The sequence below is a fragment of the Shewanella sp. ISTPL2 genome, assembly GCF_013283205.1.
GTDB lineage: Bacteria > Pseudomonadota > Gammaproteobacteria > Enterobacterales > Shewanellaceae > Shewanella > Shewanella oncorhynchi.
This window is the reverse complement of the sequence record NZ_JAAPAV010000001.1, coordinates 4,061,892-4,080,854: the sequence shown is the minus strand read 5'-3', so window position 1 is coordinate 4,080,854 and position 18,963 is coordinate 4,061,892. Positions and strand designations below refer to the sequence as shown.

Sequence of the window (18,963 nt, the reverse complement as noted above, 5' to 3'; positions counted from 1 at the left end):
ATTTAAAGGCCACTTTTTGATAATACAAACAACACACTAGTGATAGGTAATGTCCGTATACATAGGGGCGAGACGTTTTAGAAAGGCATTACGGGTCGATAGCGGAATATGTTGCTCTTTCATCGATTCAATCAAATGACCGACTAAGGCATCAAAATCCGCTTGAGTAATATTCAATCCTCTATGACTGTGCTGCATACTTTCACCGTGATACACGCAGCCGCCATCGGCAACCAGACAAAAATGTTCAATGGCACGCTCACGAAATAACGCAATATCTGTCTCTTGAAAGTGATGCACTATGCGTGGATCGGTGGCGATACGTGCCAGCAAACCATCGACTATCGCCGATACGCCTGCGTTACCTCCTAAATCTTGGTATAAGGTTTGATGGCTTGCGGTTTGATGACTCGAGTGAGTTTGTGATGCTGAGGTTTCGGTCGTTTGCACCGCACAGCCAGTGAAAAAAAACACTGCGACGAAAGGTATTAACTTCACCCGTAAACGCCTCATAACGCCCCCTCCAGCGACACATACCAACCTTGCTGATCGTCAAAACCCGCTATGCTGCCCAAATTCGCATAGGCCGTAACCACGGAAAGATGCTTATTGATAAACCACGCTAAAAACACATCTTGCCAATCATCCTCACGGGCAAAAGCTAACTCATCGGGTTTCTGGCGATATTCGATACCCAGTGCCACATTATCCGTCAGCAATACCGCGGCAGAGGCTTCGAGCACAAACTGGTAATCATGATTGGCTTGAGTACCAAAACCCAATAAACCCGTTTGATTCGCCTTGGTCACACGCACGGTCCCATTAAGTAATACATTTCGTCCCGCTACCGCATCAAAAAATACTTTGCTGGCAGCAACATATACATCTAAACCCCAATCATCCCGCGCCCCAACCGCCTGAGGAATCGCAAAGTCATCGACTCTTTTATACTGGGCACCTAAGGTAATTTGCGGCATAGCCGTATAAAGCAGCTCTCCGGCAAGCTTGTATTTTACGCCGAAGATATCTTGGCCTAACTCGCCGCCCATAGTATCCAAATCAAAGGTTTGCCGCGCAACGCTCAGCTCGAATCGATTATCAAAACTCAAAGAAGCACCGATCACTTTCAGCGTAAAATCATCGACATAGACACCCGTCGCCATCGCCGTTGCCGACCATTCACCGCTACTACCATAACCGTTGATCACGGCCCATGGCACTATGCCACCGCCAGCACTGCCTTCAATCATCGTCCCGCCGCCAGTCCCGACCACACGGCTACCTTCAGCAAACGTAGGAACAGTGTCCAATAGTAAAAATAGGCAAAACAAAGCCTTAACATAATTCCAAGTTAATGAATTCAACTTCAATGCATTTATGGAAATGTTCACTTGATGCTCCGCTCTAATTCTTTCGACGATGACTCGTTAGTCTAGCGTCTTTGCATATTGACTTGAGTAAACGCGCTTATGTATCAGAGGTATTTGGATGGTTAAACGCCTCGAACCACAGATCAAATTCAGCCGCTTTTAAGGGTTTCGAAAACACGTAACCTTGAATGATATCGCAATCAAGATTGCGCAATATCTCAACACCTTCTTGTTCTTCAACGCCTTCGGCTACTACGGTAAAACCTAAGCCATGGATCAATTTAATACTCGTATCGACTATCATCACATCTTGGCTATCCGTGAGCATGTCTTTGATAAAGCTGCGATCAATTTTCACTTCATTAACGGGTAAAATTTTCAAATAGGCTAATGATGAATGACCTGTGCCAAAATCATCAATGGCAACAGACACGCCCATGTCACGGAATCGCTGTAATACACTCACCACAGTCTGTGCATCTTTCATCACGGCGCCTTCAGTGACTTCGATACAGAGTGCACCGCTTGGCAGATTATTGTCTTTCAGTAAAATGGCGATTTGATTCGGTAAGCGAGTATCGACTAAATCATGGGCCGACAGGTTAATAGCCAGTTTTAGCACTATACCCCGCCGCTGCCATGTCACTAATTGCTGAATTGCCTGCTTCAATACCCACTGGCTAACAATATCAATGTTGCCTGAATTTTCAGCCAGTTGGATAAATTCATCGGGCGGAATAAACCCTAGCGTAGGATGTTGCCAACGGATCAATGCCTCGGCGCCAGTGCACTGGTTTAGGCGTAAATCCACTTTAGGTTGGAACACTAAATACAATTGGTTTTGCGCTAAACCTATAGGCAAATCACGGATAATCGTCAGCTCACGCTGATACTTTTCATCGGCGCCTTGACGATAACTGACAATACGTTGCTCTTCGAGACAGGCTTGATTGAGGGCAATTTCGGCGCGGCGCACTAACACATCGATATCAGCACCATTACCATCGATTTCGAGTAATCCCGCCCGCACGGTAAGAGAAATGTTTGAGCCTTGGATTGGAAAAGGTGACTCCAACATATCCAATGACTTCAGTAAATGTTCGGGGCGAATACCTTGACTATACAGAAGTAAAAATGAGTCACCGTCTAAACGCGCCAGTAAATCCGGAGTGGGTGCTAATTGCTCTAGGCGACGAGCAAAAAGCAGTAACAAAGTATCGGCATTGGCAAAACCAATAATATCGTTGATATGGCGGAAATGTTTAATATCTAACAACACCATAGCACCGGATAATTTATCGTTAAGATCCGCCAAATGCTGTTTTGCGGCAAAACGATTGAGTAAACCTGTCAAGCTATCGTGGCGAGATTGGTAGACTAAATCCTTTTCCCGCGCTTCAATATCATCGCGCATTAAGGACAAACTCTTGGCCAACACCCTCAGCTCTGCTGGCGCACCTTGAATATTGGCAGGCTGCTTACCTTGACCGATTTTGCGGGCATAATTCACAAGTTGATGCACGGGTTCAGTCAAACTGCCCGACAACCAAATCGCAATCGCAATCGCCAGTGCTAAGGTCAAAGCAAAAATCAGCAGCATATTATTGCGTAGTTGCTGATAACTTTGCTGCCACTTGAGGTTTGATTGGTGTAGTAGCGCTAATTGGCTGCCGTTGTGATCATAAAGTTTGATGCCCATAGACAGATGATCTACGGGAATACTTTCACTAGGCATTTTCAGCAAGCTAGGCAATAAGCTCGCCTGCTCAATTACGCTTAACTTTTCATTATCTGATAAGGTTGAAGCTATTTCAGTGCGGCCCGTTGCCTGATTGACAAAACTCACATCGATGCCCGTAATAGCTTTAGCTTGTTGGGCGACCTTCTCATCCAATAAAAAACCCATGCCAACCCAAGCGATTAAGGTCGGCGCCTTCACCGGCTGCAGCACAAACTGATAGCTAGCATGATCAAAATTAAGGATAGCTAACGCATTATGATTGCTGGTGGTCATATTAAATAAGGATTGAATATCATCCTGAGTGAGTCCGGGCAAACTCGAGGTCAAGAGCTCCCCTTTAGGTGATAACAATACAGCGGCGTCGGCACCAATACGAGAGCCGTGATTAGATAACACTGACTCAATGGTTTCTTGCTCACCAGTAGCAATCGCGCGCTTAAAACCAAAATCGGCACTGAGTACGGACAAACTTTGACTGAGCTGAATACCGCGATTCGATAACACTTCGAGAAACACATTCGCGCCAATATCGAGGCTTTTCTGTTGCTGTAAAAAGTTATCTTTTTCGGTCGCTGTCAACACGGAAAATGCCGTGGCAAATTGCACTAACGTCAGCACAATAAAGAAAACTAAAATCAGCCGAGCGCGAAAACTATTTAGCATGTAATGGCTTACCTTCAGAATCGTAGTGACCAAATCCCGACGGCGGAGCCGACGGTTTAGCTTGACGCTCAATGTCTAAGGACAGACTGAGTTGATTAGGACCATTAACTATCAGTAAATCCGTTGGGTCTGATGCCGCCTTCTGCCATGGATGCCAGCGCTTAACTTTATATTGACCGGCGATAAGTCCCTTAAACTGGATCTCACCTTTTTCGTCCGTCACCGCGACAATAGGGCTATCTGCCACATAGATAAATGCCTGCATATAATCGTGAATATTACAGCCAAGCGCGACCAAACCGGGTTTATCAAACTGAATCGGCGCTTCGGCCTGACCCACATACAATTTAAGTTCGAAAGGTTTAGCTTCTGAAAAAGAATACACATGGTGGCGAGTACGATCTAAGTTGGGGAAATCCACCTTTGCACCTTTAGGCACCGCCAGTACAAAGGGGATAAAGGTTCGATTTTTTTGCGACATTTCATAATGTTCGACAGGTATCGCATTATCGGGCATCACTGCAGGGATCAGCTCCACGACAGTATCGGCAATGGCCTGTTGTTGCAGATCTACTACATTAATATTGAGTTCAGCAGCCATGACTTGAGGCGTGAAATAGATCAAAACGCAAAGTACTAACGCATATAAAACGCGATATAGGATCATCCGTTACCTCGGGCATAGTGATGCAAGGCCAACAAGTACCTTAGCTGAGTTCTGCGTAAAAAAACGATCTAGATTCATCTAGCATTGTACATTACTAATGTATTGAATAATCATCAAATTATATAGAAAAGTCGTAAAACAGTAACCATTCTAATCATACTGTGATAATGACGCGCTCAAGTGGCAATAAGTTATAAGCTAACAGAATGGTCCGGTAATAGTTATTCATTGTTTCTTATTGATGATCCAGAAAATACCAACGATATTCCTCATTTCTGGTTTTAGTTTTAATCTGGCGAGCAATACCATCACTAAACATCAATTGACCTAATGTTAATTAACCCCAGCTAAAGATAGTCAAATCTAATCGCTCTCGCCGTGAATAAACAAAAAAGGCCTACTCAATGTAGACCTTTCATGTGTTTTTCAACTAGAAAACAAGCTTAACCGACTGTTATCTCTTTATGCTCATCGGCTTTTTTACTGCCTCTCTTTGCTAAGGCATAGTAAAACAGCGGCGTTAGGATAAGACCAAATACAGTCACCCCAATCATACCGGCGAATACTGCCACCCCCATGGCTTGGCGCATCTCGGCGCCCGCGCCAGTGGAGAACACCATAGGCACCACTCCCATAATAAAGGCGATAGATGTCATCAAGATAGGACGTAAACGTAATCTTGCTGCCTCTAATATCGCCTCCATAGGTGCCATACCATGGTCTTGTTTCTCCTTTGCAAACTCGACAATCAAGATAGCGTTCTTAGTCGCCAGCCCCACCAGCACTATCAGGCCAATTTGGGTGAAGATATTATTATCGCCACCGTAAATCAACACACCACTGAGCGCCGAGAGCAGTGTCATTGGGATGATTAAGATAATCGCCAGTGGCAAGCTTAAGCTCTCGTACTGGGCAGCTAGCACCATAAACACTAAGATAATCACCAGCGGGAAAACCAAAAGACCCGTATTGCCCGCGAGAATTTGCTGATAAGTCAGCTCGGTCCACTCATAAGTCATACCATTAGGTAACGTTTCAGCCAAAATTTTCTCAATCGCCGCCTGCGCTTGGCCTGTACTCACTCCGAGCGCTGGACCACCGTTGATTTCAGCGGTCGTGAAACCGTTATAGTGCATCACTCTGTCTGGGCCTGAACTTTGGCTGACGTTGATGAACGAACCTAGCGGGATCATGTCACCATTCAGATTCGGCACCTTTAGCTGACTTATCTGTTGCGGACTTTGACGGAACGCCTCGTCGGCTTGCATATTCACCTGATAAGTTCGACCGAACCGATTGAAGTCGTTGACATAGGTCGAGCCCATATAGGTTTGTAATGTCTGGAAGATTTGATCGAGCGACACTGCCTGCTGTTTCGCTTTAGTCCGATCGATATCCAGTTCAAGTTGTGGCACGTTCACTTGATAGCTAGAGAAAACGCCAGCTAACTGAGGATCGGCCCACGCCTTGTACATCACTTGTTGGGTCACCTGATACAAGGCCTCATAACCAAGGTTGGCTCTGTCTTGAATTTGCAGACGGAACCCTCCTATAGTGCCGAGGCCTTGCACAGGTGGCGGCGGGAAGATGGCAATAAACGCGTCTTGAATAGCAGCAAATTGCTGATTCAATTGTCCTGCAATGGCATTCGCCGACAGTTCAGGACTGGTACGAGAGTCAAAATCATCGAGCGCAACAAACACCACGCCTGAGTTAGGACTATTGGTAAAACCGTTGATGCTAAGGCCAGGGAAAGCAATCGAGTGCGCGACTCCGGGGTGATTTAGCGCAATCTCAGACATCTTCTTGATCACACTATCCGTACGTTCAAGGGATGCCGCATCGGGCAACTGAGCAAAGGCCACTAAATACTGTTTATCTTGGCCGGGCACATAACCCGTTGGTGTATTGGCAAATTGCACACCCGTTAACGCCACCATGCCTAAATACACTAGACCAATAATGCCGCCAAAACGGATAACCTTACGCACTAACCAGCCATAACCATCGGATGCACGGTTAAATAAGCGATTAAAAGGCACAAATAACCAAGCACCAAACAACTTATCCATTAGACGAGTTAAGCCGTCCTTAGGTGCATCATGGCTCTTGAGTAACAGCGCCGATAATGCCGGACTCAAAGTGAGTGAGTTAATCGCCGAGATAAAGGTCGAGATAGTAATAGTCAAGGCAAACTGTTTATAGAACTGCCCGGTTAAACCGCTCATAAAGGCCGTTGGAATAAACACCGCCGCCAGCACTAAGGTAGTTGCCACAATCGGGCCAGTCACTTCCTTCATTGCCTTTTGCGTTGCCGCAACTGGGCTTAACCCTGCGGCAATATTACGCTCGACGTTTTCCACCACCACGATGGCATCGTCAACCACAATCCCGATGGCGAGCACCAGCCCGAATAGCGACAAGGCATTTAACGAGAAACCGAGCAAATGCATAAAGGCAAAGGTACCGACCAAAGACACAGGCACGGCCACCAGCGGAATAATCGATGCGCGCCAAGTTTGCAGGAACAGTACCACCACTAACACCACCAGTAACACGGCTTCGAACAGGGTTTTTACCACAGCTTCAATCGAGCCACGCACGAACACTGTTGGGTCGTAAACGATTTCGTATTCGAGTCCTTCAGGGAATCCTTTAGACAGCTCTGCCATTTTGGCGCGCACATCGTCGGAAATCTGAATCGCGTTAGAGCCCGATGCTTGGAATACAGGAATAGCGACCGCATCCTTATTATCGAGTAAAGAGCGCAGCGCATAACTCGTTGCCCCGAGTTCCACCCGCGCGACATCTTTAAGGCGGATCACCTCAGCATTCTGACCAACTTTGATGATGATATCTTCAAATTCAGACAGTTCAGTTAAACGGCCTTTCACGTTAATTAAAAGTTGAAAGTCAGCACTGCCACTGGGCTGCGCGCCTAAACTGCCCGCTGCTGCCTGTTGGTTTTGCTCACGTACGGCAGCAATAATGTCTGCGGGTGATAAACCCAGCGCCGAGACTTTATTGGGATCGAGCCAAATTCTTAGACTGTATTCGCCGGCGCCAAACAAACGCACAGCGCCGACACCGTTGATCCGCGCTAACTCGTCTTTGACGTTTAGCGCCGCATAGTTAGACAGATACAACATGTCGTAACGGTTATCCGGCGATAACAAATGCACCACCATGGTCAAGTCTGGCGATGATTTTTCAGTAACAATACCAAGACGTTGCACTTCCTGCGGTAGACGGGGCATAGCGCGATCCACTCGGCTCTGCACTTGGGTTTGTGCCTTATCCACATCCGTGCCAATCGCAAAGGTGATGGTCAAGGTCATGCGTCCATCGGACGTCGCCTGCGATGACATGTACAACATGTCTTCAACGCCGTTAATTTCCTGCTCCAACGGTGAAGCCACAGTTTCGGCAATCACTTTAGGATTTGCGCCAGGATAATTAGCAGTGACCACTACCGTAGGTGGCACTACCTCTGGATATTCGGTAATAGGCAACTGCCAAACAGCAATCGCCCCAGTGATAAGAAACAGCAATGACAGCACGGCTGCAAATATCGGTCTTTTAATGAAAAATTGCGACAACATAGTGTGTTATTCCTTAACCGCGGCTCGCCGTTTCGACCGCTTGCGCCGTCAAATGCTCTTGGTTTTTATCGAGTATTAACTGGGCTTGGCGTAGCGCCTCGAGCTTGTCGCTGTCGACCATGTCCACTATGTTTGGCTCAATTTGCATCTTAGGGCGTACGCGTTGCATACCATTAACGACGATCTTGTCTTCGGCCATCAAGCCTTGGGTTACAATGCGCAGTCCTTGGACTTTTTCGCCTAAGGTCACACCGCGATATTCGACCGTGCCATCATGACCGACGACCAGCACAAACTTATTATTGAGATCTGTGCCAACCGCTTTATCGTCAATCAAGATCCCCTCATAGGCGCCACTGCCCGCAGTACGAAGACGCGCAAACAAGCCTGGCAATAGGTTATTGTCTTCATTGTTAAAAGTCGCACGAACTCGAATAGTACCCGTCTGCTTATCCATCGCATTATCCACAAAGTCGACCATGCCAATATGGTGATAATCGCGCTCATTGGCTAAAGCCATGTAAACAGGATTATCGCCAGCACGGGGATCGTTACGTTTGTTCTGCGCAGTTAACTTCACGTATTTAAGGTAGGTTTGCTCGTCCACATCAAAATAGGCATACATGCTGGCGGTAGAGACTAAGCTGGTCAGCACACTCTGCCCTGCGGTGACATAGTTACCCGCAGTGACGTTAGCGTAGGATACGCGGCCATCAATCGGCGCTTGCACTTGGGTATAAGCTAAATCAAGCTCGGCGCGCATGAGTGCTGCTTTCACCGAAGCGACTGCGGCTGCAGTCTGACGTTTGTTCGACTCACGGGTATCGAGTAATTCGGCCGAGACCGCCTTTTGGTCAAATAACTTATGTGCCCGTTCAAAATCATTAGTGGCCAGTTGCTCAGCAGAGAGTGCGCTAGCAAGATCTGCTTTTAACCGGGCCACTTCCACTTCAAACACGCTTGGATCGATGCGAAATAACACTTCGCCTTTTTTCACTAAGGCGCCTTCTTTAAAATTTACTGAGTCGATATAGCCCGACACCCGCGGGATAAGGGTGACACTTTCTGGCGCCTGTAAACGACCGGTAAACTCATCCCATTCGGTGACTCGCTCATGCAATACCTGAGCGACATCCACCTTAGGTGCACTCGGTGCTGGTCCCTGCTGCGCAGTTTGCTCACCACAAGCTGAAAGGACGAAAGCAGCCACAGCCGTTAACATCATTATTCGTAAAGGTTTGTTACTCATCATATTACTATCCTCAAAGTGGCGGGCATTTCACGCTGTTCGAACCACACACATGCAGCTGTGTTACAAACCAAACCAATTAAATACCGATTGGTAAAAAATATTCTGTACTGGACGGTAATATATAGCGTAAAATGATGCTGTCAACAAATTTATGTACCGAACGGTATTTAATTAAAAGTGTGCACTTACCCTAGGCATACAATGCGTCCAGAGGCAAAAGGCTACGAGTTTGAACGGCAAAGCATTTTGATGAATATTGAAGCAAACACTGACTAACGCAGATAACATGCTGAACTTAGGTGACACCTTGAATGACTAAGTAGACATATCCCCCTAAGTCCGTCATAGGTAGCAAGTGTGGCTGGACAGGGACTAAACCCATGTCTATCCTAGGGGCAATTGAGAATTGAGGAGCCTAATGATGTCAACCGTCACCCAGACGCCCTGTGTTGGTCGCCCACGAGCTTTTGACACTGACGATGCATTAGCAAAAGCCTTAGAAGTCTTCTGGCTCAAAGGTTTTGAAGGTACATCGTTAACCGATCTCACCCAAGCTATGGGCATTAATAAACCTAGCCTTTATGCCGCTTTCGGTAATAAAGAACAGTTATTTCTCAAAGCGATAGAATTGTATGAACAGCGCCCCTGTGCGTTTTTCTACCCGGCACTGGAACAGAAAACCGCCTATCAGGTTATCGAGTCAATGCTACTCGGTGCGGCAAGCTCTTTGGTGGATAAAAGCCATCCACAGGGATGTTTGATTGTTCAAGGGGCACTCACCTGTAGTGAAGCAGGGCAAGCGATTAAAGACACTTTGATTAATCGTCGCCGCGACGGTGAAATAGCCCTGTGCGAACGACTGCAACGCGCCAAAGATGAAGGTGATTTGCCCGCTGACGCCGATCCCTTGCTGCTTGCCCGTTATATAGGCACTGTATTGCAAGGTATGGCCGTACAAGCGACCAGTGGAATTTGCCCGAATGAACTGCGCAAAGTGGCCGAGCTAGTGCTGGCTAACTTTCCGCGTAATGATGAATCCTGATTCACAAATCCTGATCCACAAAAACTAAACCCCAGTAGAGTACTCACTTAACTGGGGTTTTATTTATGCTTTGCTTTATTTCTGTCCAACCATTTATTTCTGTCCAACCAAGAGTTCTCTAAACAGTTGCCTGAGTCGTTTCAATAATGGCAGGCTGCTTTTATCTTGATGCTGGATCACATCGACGTTTGCATGCCAGCCTATCTGCTCAAATTCTATGGGGACGCGAGTTAAGTTACCCGATGAAACTAAATTGGACGCCATATGCTCGGGCAATAGACACCAACCATGGCCCTGTAATGCGAGCTCCAATAACACGTAATAGTTATCGGCATACCAAACATCAGGACTGAACGCCTGCTGAAAACTACTGGTTTTAGTATTCCGTGAGCGGATGAGTAATTGTCGATACAGTCGCAATGAGTCCATGTTCGGTGCAACTGATTTTGCTAAGGGATGCGAACTCGCCACATAAAGATCGAATTGAATCACCCCAATACTCTCAAAATCTATACTACTTGGCATAGATAATTCACTAAAAATCAATCCTGTAGATGCTCTTCCCGAATGCACCATGTCGATAATATCTATACTTGAGGCACTGAGAAACTCGAGTTCGATATTAGGGAAATCACCTTCTAACAACCGAATAATTTCAGATATTCTCTGTATCGGAATGCCTTCATCCATCGCAAGGCACACTTCTGAAGATTGACTACTGAAGAGCGATAAGGCGGTATGTTTGAGCCTACGATGTTGAAGAATCGTCGCTCTTGCGTAGGGCAGTAATTTACTACCTTCGGCCGTTAATACAGGATAACGACCCGAACGGTCAAATAACTCAACCCCACAGTCAATTTCAAGATTCATCACATGCTGGCTAATCACGGATTGTGCTTTCTTAAGTTGCCTTGCAGCATTCGAAAATGAACCCGATTCTACGGTTTCCATAAAGGCTTCGAGTTGTTCGAGACTAAACATATCGCTTTTACCGATACTATCTAACTATAACTTATCCCTATACTAGATAAAATCATGGCCATAGTCACATTAAATGAATGGGAAATAGCCATGAAAACGACAGAACGTATCTTTAACGCCTTACTCTTTGAAGCGATTGCACTCGCTATTATTATCCCCGTTTCTGCCCTTATATCAGGCAAGGGAACCAGTGAACTTGTCATAGTTGGTATCGCTTTGAGTCTTTATACCGTGGTATGGAACTACTTCTACAACCTAGGATTCGACAGGGTATTTGGGGCAAATCGAGAGCAACGCACTTTGAAAACCAGAATACTGCATACCTTTGGATTTGAAGGGGGACTTATTTTCATTAGCATACCGACCATCGCCTGGTTTCTACAGATAGGTTGGTTGGCAGCCATGGGCTTAGAAGCGGTTTTTTTGATCTTTTTCTTCTTCTACAGCACCCTATTCCATTGGTGCTATGACAAGTATCAGCCCTATAAGACTTGGATTACTATGCAAGCCACTAAGGTCAAATAGCGCAGCTAAGATCAACACACATCACCATCAAATGAACCTCACTAAACAATTTAGCGATTCGTTTGATGGCAACATTGAAACTTATCCATTTCAATTTCTTCTACTTAAAGCCAGTTCATGTGTTGCCCAGCGTAAAATTCCCCTTAAACACAGTACATAAAAATAATAAACCCGCACACAGTAAACTGAGGTTGTTGAAATATCCTATAAGCATCACAAAAGGACTAACTATCAGTAATTAATATTCAAATCATTAGTCTAGATATAATTCTTTATGCTATAAAAACCATATATTAAGCGGGGAGATGGAAGCAAAATGCGTGCAGGGAACAGAATGAGGCTCAGGATGCAGCAGGCATTAAATTTGCCGTCAGCATTGATACTTAGCATCGTTTTATTGCTCATATCCATTATTTGCAACATGGCACTCGCTAAAGAAAGCAATGCAATACCAGCAGAATCGCAACCTCAAGCCATAACCTTAGCCGCAGAAGACAGTTGGCCACCTTTCGCCAATCAGTTTGGTCAAGGTATTTCCCATCGTTTAATCCAAGCCGCATTTAGACAGTCGCATATTGAAGTGAATAGCTTAGTTGTACCCTACTCCCGTGCCTTAATGATGGCGGAAAAAGGTGCAGTTGATGGAGTGTTTAACGTCACCCGCGAGAACAGTACTGAGCAACGCTTCATCTTTGGAAACACCCCATTATTTATCGCCACGGCTTCTTTTTATCAAAAGAAACAAAAACCTATTCTGGCAGACAATAAATGGGCGCTACCTAAAGGCACCGTTATCGGCGTGATTAAAAGCTATGAATATGGCGATGAGTTTCCCACATTAGTTAAACAGCAACAGCTCAATATCGTCACCGTCGCCAACCAACAACAGCTGATCAATTTATTGTTGATTGGTCGCATAGATGCCGCCTTGATGTTCGACTTAGTCGCGAAGGAAAACCTGAAAAAAATGGGGGTAGATGATGAGATTATTCCTGCATTTGCTAACCACAGCAGCGATATTTTTTTGGCCTTCTCGAAAGGAAATCCGCAAGCACAAACCTTAGCAAGCCAACTCGACGCTGGCTTATCACAGCTAAAAGCCACAGGCCAATACGACAAACTGCTCTTAGTTGCTGACTAATCCACTATCGCTACAAGCGAATGATAGATTACCGCTGCGAGCGAATGATCTCTTGATTCACCCAATATAACAGCTGCTTAATAGCCTTCGACAGGATCTGATTCTGGCGCACAATATAACCTAAACTCGTAGTAGGGAATTGCGGTAGAGGAGTAACTTTAGTGGTGAGATTCGCCTTAGTGTAAACCGAAAATTCCGGTACGATCGCTACACCAAATCCCGCCTCAGCCCAATCGATTTGCGCGTCAACACTGCCGACTTCCATTATTCTGTAATTCGATAAGTTCAGCGACGGCAATGCGGGATCTAATAATTCGCGGGTTCGCGTATCGTGTCCTAATAAAATCAACGTCGGTTGCTCGGCTAAGGGCGTATCCACAGAGGGTTTTGCCTGCTGCCATTGCTGTAAATTATCTCCGATTGCGCACCATTTAATCTGTTGTAGCTCAGTAAAATGCAGTGGCTGACTTTCCTTCTGCGCAATCACAAACCCTAAATCGGCCTCGGCATTTTTCACCAATTCAGAGGCTTGTGATGAGGTAGTGTTGAGCAGTGAGAAATCTATTCCCGGAAACTCCGCCTTAAAGAGCTGAAACGGCTGGATCAATAATAACCGCGAGATAATATCGCTGGCGGCAATGGTCAAGGTGCCTTGGCTAAGGTCATTAATCGCATTGAGATCCGCCTGACAAATTTGCAGCTCCATTAACGTCTTCTGACTGCTCTCTAACAGGCGAAATCCCGCTTGCGTTAATCGAAAGGGATTACGGTCAATCAACTTGACTCGAGTGCTTTGCTCTAACTGCTTAATATGCAAGCTAACATTGGGCTGCGTCATGTGCAGCGCTGTGGCCGCTTTCCCAAAATGCTTGTATTCAGCCAAAGTCACGAAGGTCTTTAACCAATGGATATCGAGCATCACGTCACCTTTTGCAAAGTATTAGAGTTAATGATAGCCAATGATATATGAAATTCTTATTGGGATGATAACCATAATTAATTTCTCTTATTCAAATGACGGGTCTAGCATAGCGTCTTAATCAATGAGGAGATGTTGTTATGCCGTCGATCGTGGTTGTGGGTGCAAATTGGGGTGATGAAGGCAAAGGCCGCATCGTAGATTATTTAGCCGCGGATGCCGCTGCCAGTATTCGCTTTCAAGGTGGTAACAACGCTGGCCATACCGTAGTCAACGACTATGGCACCTTTAAATTACACCAATTACCGAGTGGCATTTTCAACCCTAACTGCGTTGCAGTTTTAGGCCCTGGTATGGTGATCAGCCCTGAAAAACTCAGTGTAGAAATTGCTGAAGTGCAAGCGGCTGGCATTGAAGTCAAATTATGCATTTCTGACCGTGCTACCTTGTGCTTACCTCTACATGCATTAGAAGATACCTTAGAAGAACAACGTCTTGGCGACCTCGCCTATGGTTCAACCCGTCAAGGGATTGCACCAGCCTATGGCGATCGCGTGATGAAAAAAGGTATTTTAGTCGGCTGGTTAAACCAACCTGAAGTGCTGCAAGAGCGCATTCAATTTATGCTCGACTGGAAATTACCGCAGTTAAAAGCACTTTATCCAAGTTGCGATTTTAATCAAACCGCCGCCGAAATGACCGCTTGGTTATTAGAAGTGACGGCACCTTGGCGTCCATTTATTTGTAACGTGACAGAGCCATTAAAAGCATTACAAAAACAAGATGCGAGCTTACTGTTTGAAGCGCAATTAGGTGCTGGCCGCGACTTAGTCTACGGCGAATATCCTTATACCACATCTTCAAACGTGACTGCGGCTTACGCGGGTATCGGCAGCGGTTTACCAGCTCTGCGTCCAGAGCGCGTAATTGCTGTCGCAAAAGCCTTTAGCTCATCAGTCGGCACGGGCACGTTAGTGACCGCAATGGAAGAGCAAGACGCCTTCCGCGAAAATGCCAACGAGTTTGGTGCAACGACAGGCCGTCCACGTGACATGGGATATTTTGATGCTGTTGCCACCCGTAATGGTGTTGAGCTACAAGCAGCAACCGAAATTGCCCTGACGAAGATTGATTGTCTTTCTGGTATGAAAGATCTAAAAATCTGTGTTGCCTATGCTGGTGAACACACTGAGAACCCAATTTGGCCACAAACTGCTGCGTTAAGCCCAGTGTATGAGCAAATGCCAAGCTGGAGCGAAGATATTACTGGTTGTCGCACCTTCGAAAGCCTGCCTGTCGCCGCACAACAATATGTTGAACGTATTGAAGCCCTAATGGGTGTACGCGTTAGCATGGTTTCTGTTGGACCAGAGCGCGATCAAATGATCATTCGCTAGTAAACAACGTTTACCCTACAAAAAAGCCATATTCGCCTCGGTGAATATGGCTTTTTACTTTGATATGGTTTGTCATTGAAGAATCACTCAAGACGTTGATAGCAATGACTCGAATACCCCATATTCAAATATCGCCGCTAAGTGAAATAGCATTACTCTTCGAATACGTATTTATCTATCATACCGACCATACGACCAATTTCTGGTTTAGTAATGGTATCGTTAGCACCTAATGCCATCGCCTTTGTGCGGTTATCTTCACTCATTAAAGAGGAAAACATCACAATTGGCATTTGTCGATACGCCTTGGATTCTCTTAAGCGTTTCACCAAATGCATGCCATCCATGCGAGGCATCTCAACATCCGTAATAATGGCGCTGACAAAATCAGAGATAGAAGCATTATCTTGGTCAGCAAGATTCTCAAATTCCATCAGCATTTCAAGGGCATCACCACCATCTTTGGCTGTGATAATGTTGTAACCTGCGCTGCGAAGGGTATTTTCGATCATCTTACGAATAAAAGCGGAATCATCGACAATTAAAATCGTTTTCGCTTCACGTTTCGCCAGCATTTTATCATTGATCAGTACACTTCTATCGAGCGTGACATCGTACTTATCCATACTCAGTTCAGGATTGATATCGGCAATAATCTTCTCAAAATCCAATATCATAATGAGCATGCCATCACGGCGCACTACGGCAACGACACAATCATTTTCACCCGCTTCTAAAAATTGACTCGGCGATTCAACTTGCTCCCACGACACTCTATGGATGCTACGAACACTATCGATTAAGAACCCATTAATCATCTTATTAAAATCAGTCACTATGACCACTTTGTGGGTTAAATCCTCAGGTGTCGATATTCCGAGCCAACCGGCAAGATCGACCAAAGGAATCAACTTTTCTCGCAGCGAGAACACCCCAACCATGTGCCGCTGGGCATTGGGATAATCTGACGTTTCTGGCACCCTAATGACTTCTCTCACTTTGGCGACATTAATACCGTAATGGCACACTTTATGGCCACCATTGGGAAGTGTCTTATGTAGATGAAACTCAATAATTTCGAGTTCATTTGTGCCACTCTCAGTCAATATTTCTGATTTTTTAATTTCGCTCATATAAAGCTCTCAACCTAGCAAATCAACGTAAGAAAGGGATTGCAGTTATCAGTATAGGAAGGGATTAACGAATTAGGCACGATAGTGTGATTTTACTGCCTGATTAGCGTGATATTTTTGGGTAACAAGCATTTTATCTATAAGCAGAAAAACGTCACATAATCGAATCTAATGACGATTTCAGTCGTCACATTGTCAATCATCTCCAAATTAAGCATCGCCGTTGCCGACCTAAAGTAGCCTGCACATTTCCCTTAACAACGCTTTTGTCTCTCCGCATTAGAGGTTTTGTTTTAAGAGATAAGCCGCTAAACTATTGCGCAATAAAACTATCTAGAATAGCCGTACCCCATGCCGCAATTTAGCCCGACCTTTTCTTTCCCAGTGCAAATCTACTATGAAGATACTGATTTTTCTGGCGTGGTGTATCACCCCAACTTTTTGAAATACTTCGAGCGAGCCCGTGAGCATGTGATTGGTGCTGAGCGTTTAAGTGCATTATGGCAACAAAACCAACTGGGTTTTGCTGTGTATCGTAGCGATATGCTGTGCCATGAGGGGGTGGAATTTGCCGATATTATCGATGTTCGCACTAAGTTTTACTTTGAGAGCAAGTACCGCACTGTGTGGCAGCAGGAGATTTGGCGCCCGCAGGGCAAAAAGCCTGCTGTTACGGCAACCATTGAAATGGTGTGTATGAATCAAGCCCGTCAATTAGCGCCTATGCCGGCAGAGTTAATCACCGTCTTAAGTCAGGGTTTCACATCAAGCGAACAAAGATAATACTCTTACATACAAGTACGCGCGATTTCCTGAGCTTATTTTGACATAAGCAAAGGCAACAAAAATCACTCAAAGAAGTACAACTCAAATAGCGATAACTGGACAGTATTAAGGCGCGGCTGTAAGCCTTAATACTCTTGATTTGACGAGCATTTGATTTAACGAGCATTTGATTTAACGAGCGCTTACTTTAATGAGCACAAGGTTTAGATTGTATTATGTAGTTGGGCCCAGTTCATTTCGAGTTCGGCGGCACTCATGGGCTTCGCGTAATACATACCTTGTATAGTATCAACCCCCATAGCCACTAACCTATCTCTAATCTCAAGCGTTTCAATTCCTTCAACAGTTACCTCGTAACCGAGTTTTTTGGCAATATTAATACTGGCTTCGAGGATGTATTCCGACGGTTTATCCTGCTCTAGATCCTTTAAAAAGGCTTTATCGATTTTGACTTCATTAACGGGTAAATGCTTTAAATAAGCTAAGGAAGAATGACCCGTACCAAAATCATCAATTGCAAGCCTAACCCCTAAGGCACGTATCTTTCCTAACGTCTCAACCGCCTTAGTTAAATCCGCCATTAAGGTGCTTTCAGTAATTTCGATCATCAAGGATTCGGGTGGGAGCTGGTAATAGGCTAATCTTGCAGCAATTTCTTGGGGTAAGGTTTCACTGTCAAGGTCCCGTGTCGACAGGTTAACTGCAACACACAATTGTATCCCCGCCGCGCGCCATTTTGCCTGCTGTGCTAAAACCTGATCGAGTGCCCATTGGCTGACTAAATCAATCATGCCAGCATATTCAGCTAAGGGAATAAATTCTCCCGGAGAAATAATCCCGAGTTCGTCATGATCCCAACGCATCAAGGCTTCAACCTGAAAACATCGACCCGTGGCAATATCCTGTTTAGCTTGATACACCATATATACTTGATTACGTTGCAAACCTTTAGGCAAACTATCGATAATTTTCAGTTCCCTTAACTGACGAATATCATCATTTTGGGCATAGTATGCAATCGCGCTACGAGAATGGCGGGCTTTCTTCAGCGCCAAATCAACTCGACGTAGCATCTGACTCGTGTCGGCGTGGTGTTCTTGTAAATGCAGACAGCCGATTTGAAGCTTAACGCTGACGGGTGTGTTCTTAATGCTAAAAGGCACTTGCAACCGCCCTCTTAAGTGGACTAATTGCTCCTCAGTCAACGCTTGCTCGTAATATAAACAGAATTCATCACCATTGAGGCGTGCGATTAATCTCGGGGATAAATTTAAGCAGTTTAAGCGTTCGGCAAATTGCTTCAGCAGGATATCGCCAAACACAAAACCAAAGAGATCATTCACATAGCGAAATCGATAAATATCAATTAGCACTAATGTCCCTTGAGTCAGCGGCATCATGCCAGTAAGAGTACGTTTCAAGCCGACACGATTAACTAGTCCTGTTAGCTTATCCTTACCCACACTTGCCGGTAACGCCTTTAATAATTCATCTAAGGTATGGTAGAGAGGAGCAAACGCTTGGGGGACGATGCCAATGTCTAAAGCTTGGCGTTCAACCTTTTGCTGCTCTAGCTGGGTACAAAGCTGTGCTAAGAATTTTTGCTGCGACCGTAAAGATCTGTATTTTGCCTGCAGGATATACAATGAGAATATCAATAAAGCGAGAGAAGCGACAACTAACCCGATTACGAACATACCTTGGCCTCTGCCATACCACGTAAGCTTTTTCTCAAATGACACGA

Annotated in this window: 15 protein-coding genes; 5 read left to right on the top strand and 10 right to left on the bottom strand. The window is 45.3% G+C overall.

Annotation, left to right across the window (positions count from 1 at the left end; translation table 11 throughout):
• Positions 1–36: 36 nt before the first annotated feature.
• The 6 genes from HUB64_RS17975 to HUB64_RS17950 all read right to left on the bottom strand — a co-directional run bounded on the left by HUB64_RS17975 (position 37) and on the right by HUB64_RS17950 (position 9,295).
• Positions 37–513, bottom strand: a complete 477-nt coding sequence (locus tag HUB64_RS17975; RefSeq protein WP_173497529.1) for a group 1 truncated hemoglobin — start codon at positions 511–513, stop codon at positions 37–39.
• Positions 510–1,391, bottom strand: coding sequence for a DUF3034 family protein (locus tag HUB64_RS17970; protein ID WP_173497528.1), 882 nt, complete (start codon positions 1,389–1,391; stop codon positions 510–512). The genes HUB64_RS17975 and HUB64_RS17970 overlap by 4 nt, the downstream gene beginning before the upstream one ends.
• Positions 1,392–1,467: 76 nt before the next feature.
• Complete coding sequence (locus tag HUB64_RS17965; RefSeq protein WP_173497527.1) at positions 1,468–3,774, bottom strand: GGDEF domain-containing phosphodiesterase; 2,307 nt, start codon at positions 3,772–3,774, stop codon at positions 1,468–1,470.
• Positions 3,764–4,441 carry a methylamine utilization protein gene (locus HUB64_RS17960; RefSeq protein ID WP_173497526.1) on the bottom strand — a complete coding sequence of 226 codons (678 nt, stop codon included), beginning with the start codon at positions 4,439–4,441 and terminating at the stop codon, positions 3,764–3,766. The genes HUB64_RS17965 and HUB64_RS17960 overlap by 11 nt, the downstream gene beginning before the upstream one ends.
• A 443-nt stretch (positions 4,442–4,884) precedes the next feature.
• The gene (locus HUB64_RS17955) at positions 4,885–8,043 is read right to left on the bottom strand and encodes an efflux RND transporter permease subunit (protein ID WP_173497525.1); all 3,159 of its coding nucleotides are present in this window, start codon (positions 8,041–8,043) and stop codon (positions 4,885–4,887) included.
• Between the two features lie 13 nt (positions 8,044–8,056).
• Positions 8,057–9,295 carry an efflux RND transporter periplasmic adaptor subunit gene (locus HUB64_RS17950; RefSeq protein WP_173497524.1) on the bottom strand — a complete coding sequence of 413 codons (1,239 nt, stop codon included), beginning with the start codon at positions 9,293–9,295 and terminating at the stop codon, positions 8,057–8,059.
• A gap of 418 nt (positions 9,296–9,713) precedes the next feature.
• Here HUB64_RS17950 and HUB64_RS17945 point away from each other — a divergent pair, with 418 nt between their 5' ends.
• Positions 9,714–10,337, top strand: a complete 624-nt coding sequence (locus tag HUB64_RS17945; protein ID WP_028761413.1) for a TetR/AcrR family transcriptional regulator — start codon at positions 9,714–9,716, stop codon at positions 10,335–10,337.
• A 93-nt stretch (positions 10,338–10,430) separates the two neighbouring features.
• Here the strand turns inward: HUB64_RS17945 and HUB64_RS17940 are convergent, their stop codons facing one another.
• Positions 10,431–11,318: a LysR family transcriptional regulator gene (locus HUB64_RS17940; RefSeq protein ID WP_105251732.1), complete on the bottom strand. Its 888-nt coding sequence runs from the start codon at positions 11,316–11,318 to the stop codon at positions 10,431–10,433.
• A 90-nt stretch (positions 11,319–11,408) separates the two neighbouring features.
• Here HUB64_RS17940 and HUB64_RS17935 point away from each other — a divergent pair, with 90 nt between their 5' ends.
• The gene (locus HUB64_RS17935) at positions 11,409–11,843 is read left to right on the top strand and encodes a PACE efflux transporter (protein WP_168822865.1); all 435 of its coding nucleotides are present in this window, start codon (positions 11,409–11,411) and stop codon (positions 11,841–11,843) included.
• Between the two features lie 316 nt (positions 11,844–12,159).
• Positions 12,160–12,984, top strand: coding sequence for an ABC transporter substrate-binding protein (locus tag HUB64_RS17930; RefSeq protein ID WP_173497523.1), 825 nt, complete (start codon positions 12,160–12,162; stop codon positions 12,982–12,984).
• A 28-nt stretch (positions 12,985–13,012) separates the two neighbouring features.
• On the opposite strand, the gene HUB64_RS17925 is transcribed toward HUB64_RS17930, so the two are convergent.
• A complete protein-coding gene (locus tag HUB64_RS17925) occupies positions 13,013–13,903 on the bottom strand; it encodes a LysR family transcriptional regulator (RefSeq protein ID WP_028761417.1) in 891 nt (296 codons plus the stop codon).
• A 140-nt stretch (positions 13,904–14,043) separates the two neighbouring features.
• Between HUB64_RS17925 and HUB64_RS17920 the strand changes: the two genes are divergently transcribed.
• Complete coding sequence (locus HUB64_RS17920) at positions 14,044–15,300, top strand: adenylosuccinate synthase (protein ID WP_173497522.1); 1,257 nt, start codon at positions 14,044–14,046, stop codon at positions 15,298–15,300.
• Between the two features lie 152 nt (positions 15,301–15,452).
• On the opposite strand, the gene HUB64_RS17915 is transcribed toward HUB64_RS17920, so the two are convergent.
• On the bottom strand, positions 15,453–16,433 hold the full coding sequence (locus HUB64_RS17915; protein ID WP_105251730.1) for a chemotaxis protein: 981 nt from the start codon (positions 16,431–16,433) through the stop codon (positions 15,453–15,455).
• Between the two features lie 351 nt (positions 16,434–16,784).
• Between HUB64_RS17915 and HUB64_RS17910 the strand changes: the two genes are divergently transcribed.
• Entirely contained in the window at positions 16,785–17,216 is a 432-nt protein-coding gene (locus HUB64_RS17910) for a thioesterase family protein (RefSeq protein ID WP_173497521.1), read from the top strand.
• A gap of 206 nt (positions 17,217–17,422) precedes the next feature.
• On the opposite strand, the gene HUB64_RS17905 is transcribed toward HUB64_RS17910, so the two are convergent.
• The gene (locus tag HUB64_RS17905; RefSeq protein ID WP_173497939.1) at positions 17,423–18,916 is read right to left on the bottom strand and encodes a bifunctional diguanylate cyclase/phosphodiesterase; all 1,494 of its coding nucleotides are present in this window, start codon (positions 18,914–18,916) and stop codon (positions 17,423–17,425) included.
• Positions 18,917–18,963: the final 47 nt, after the last annotated feature.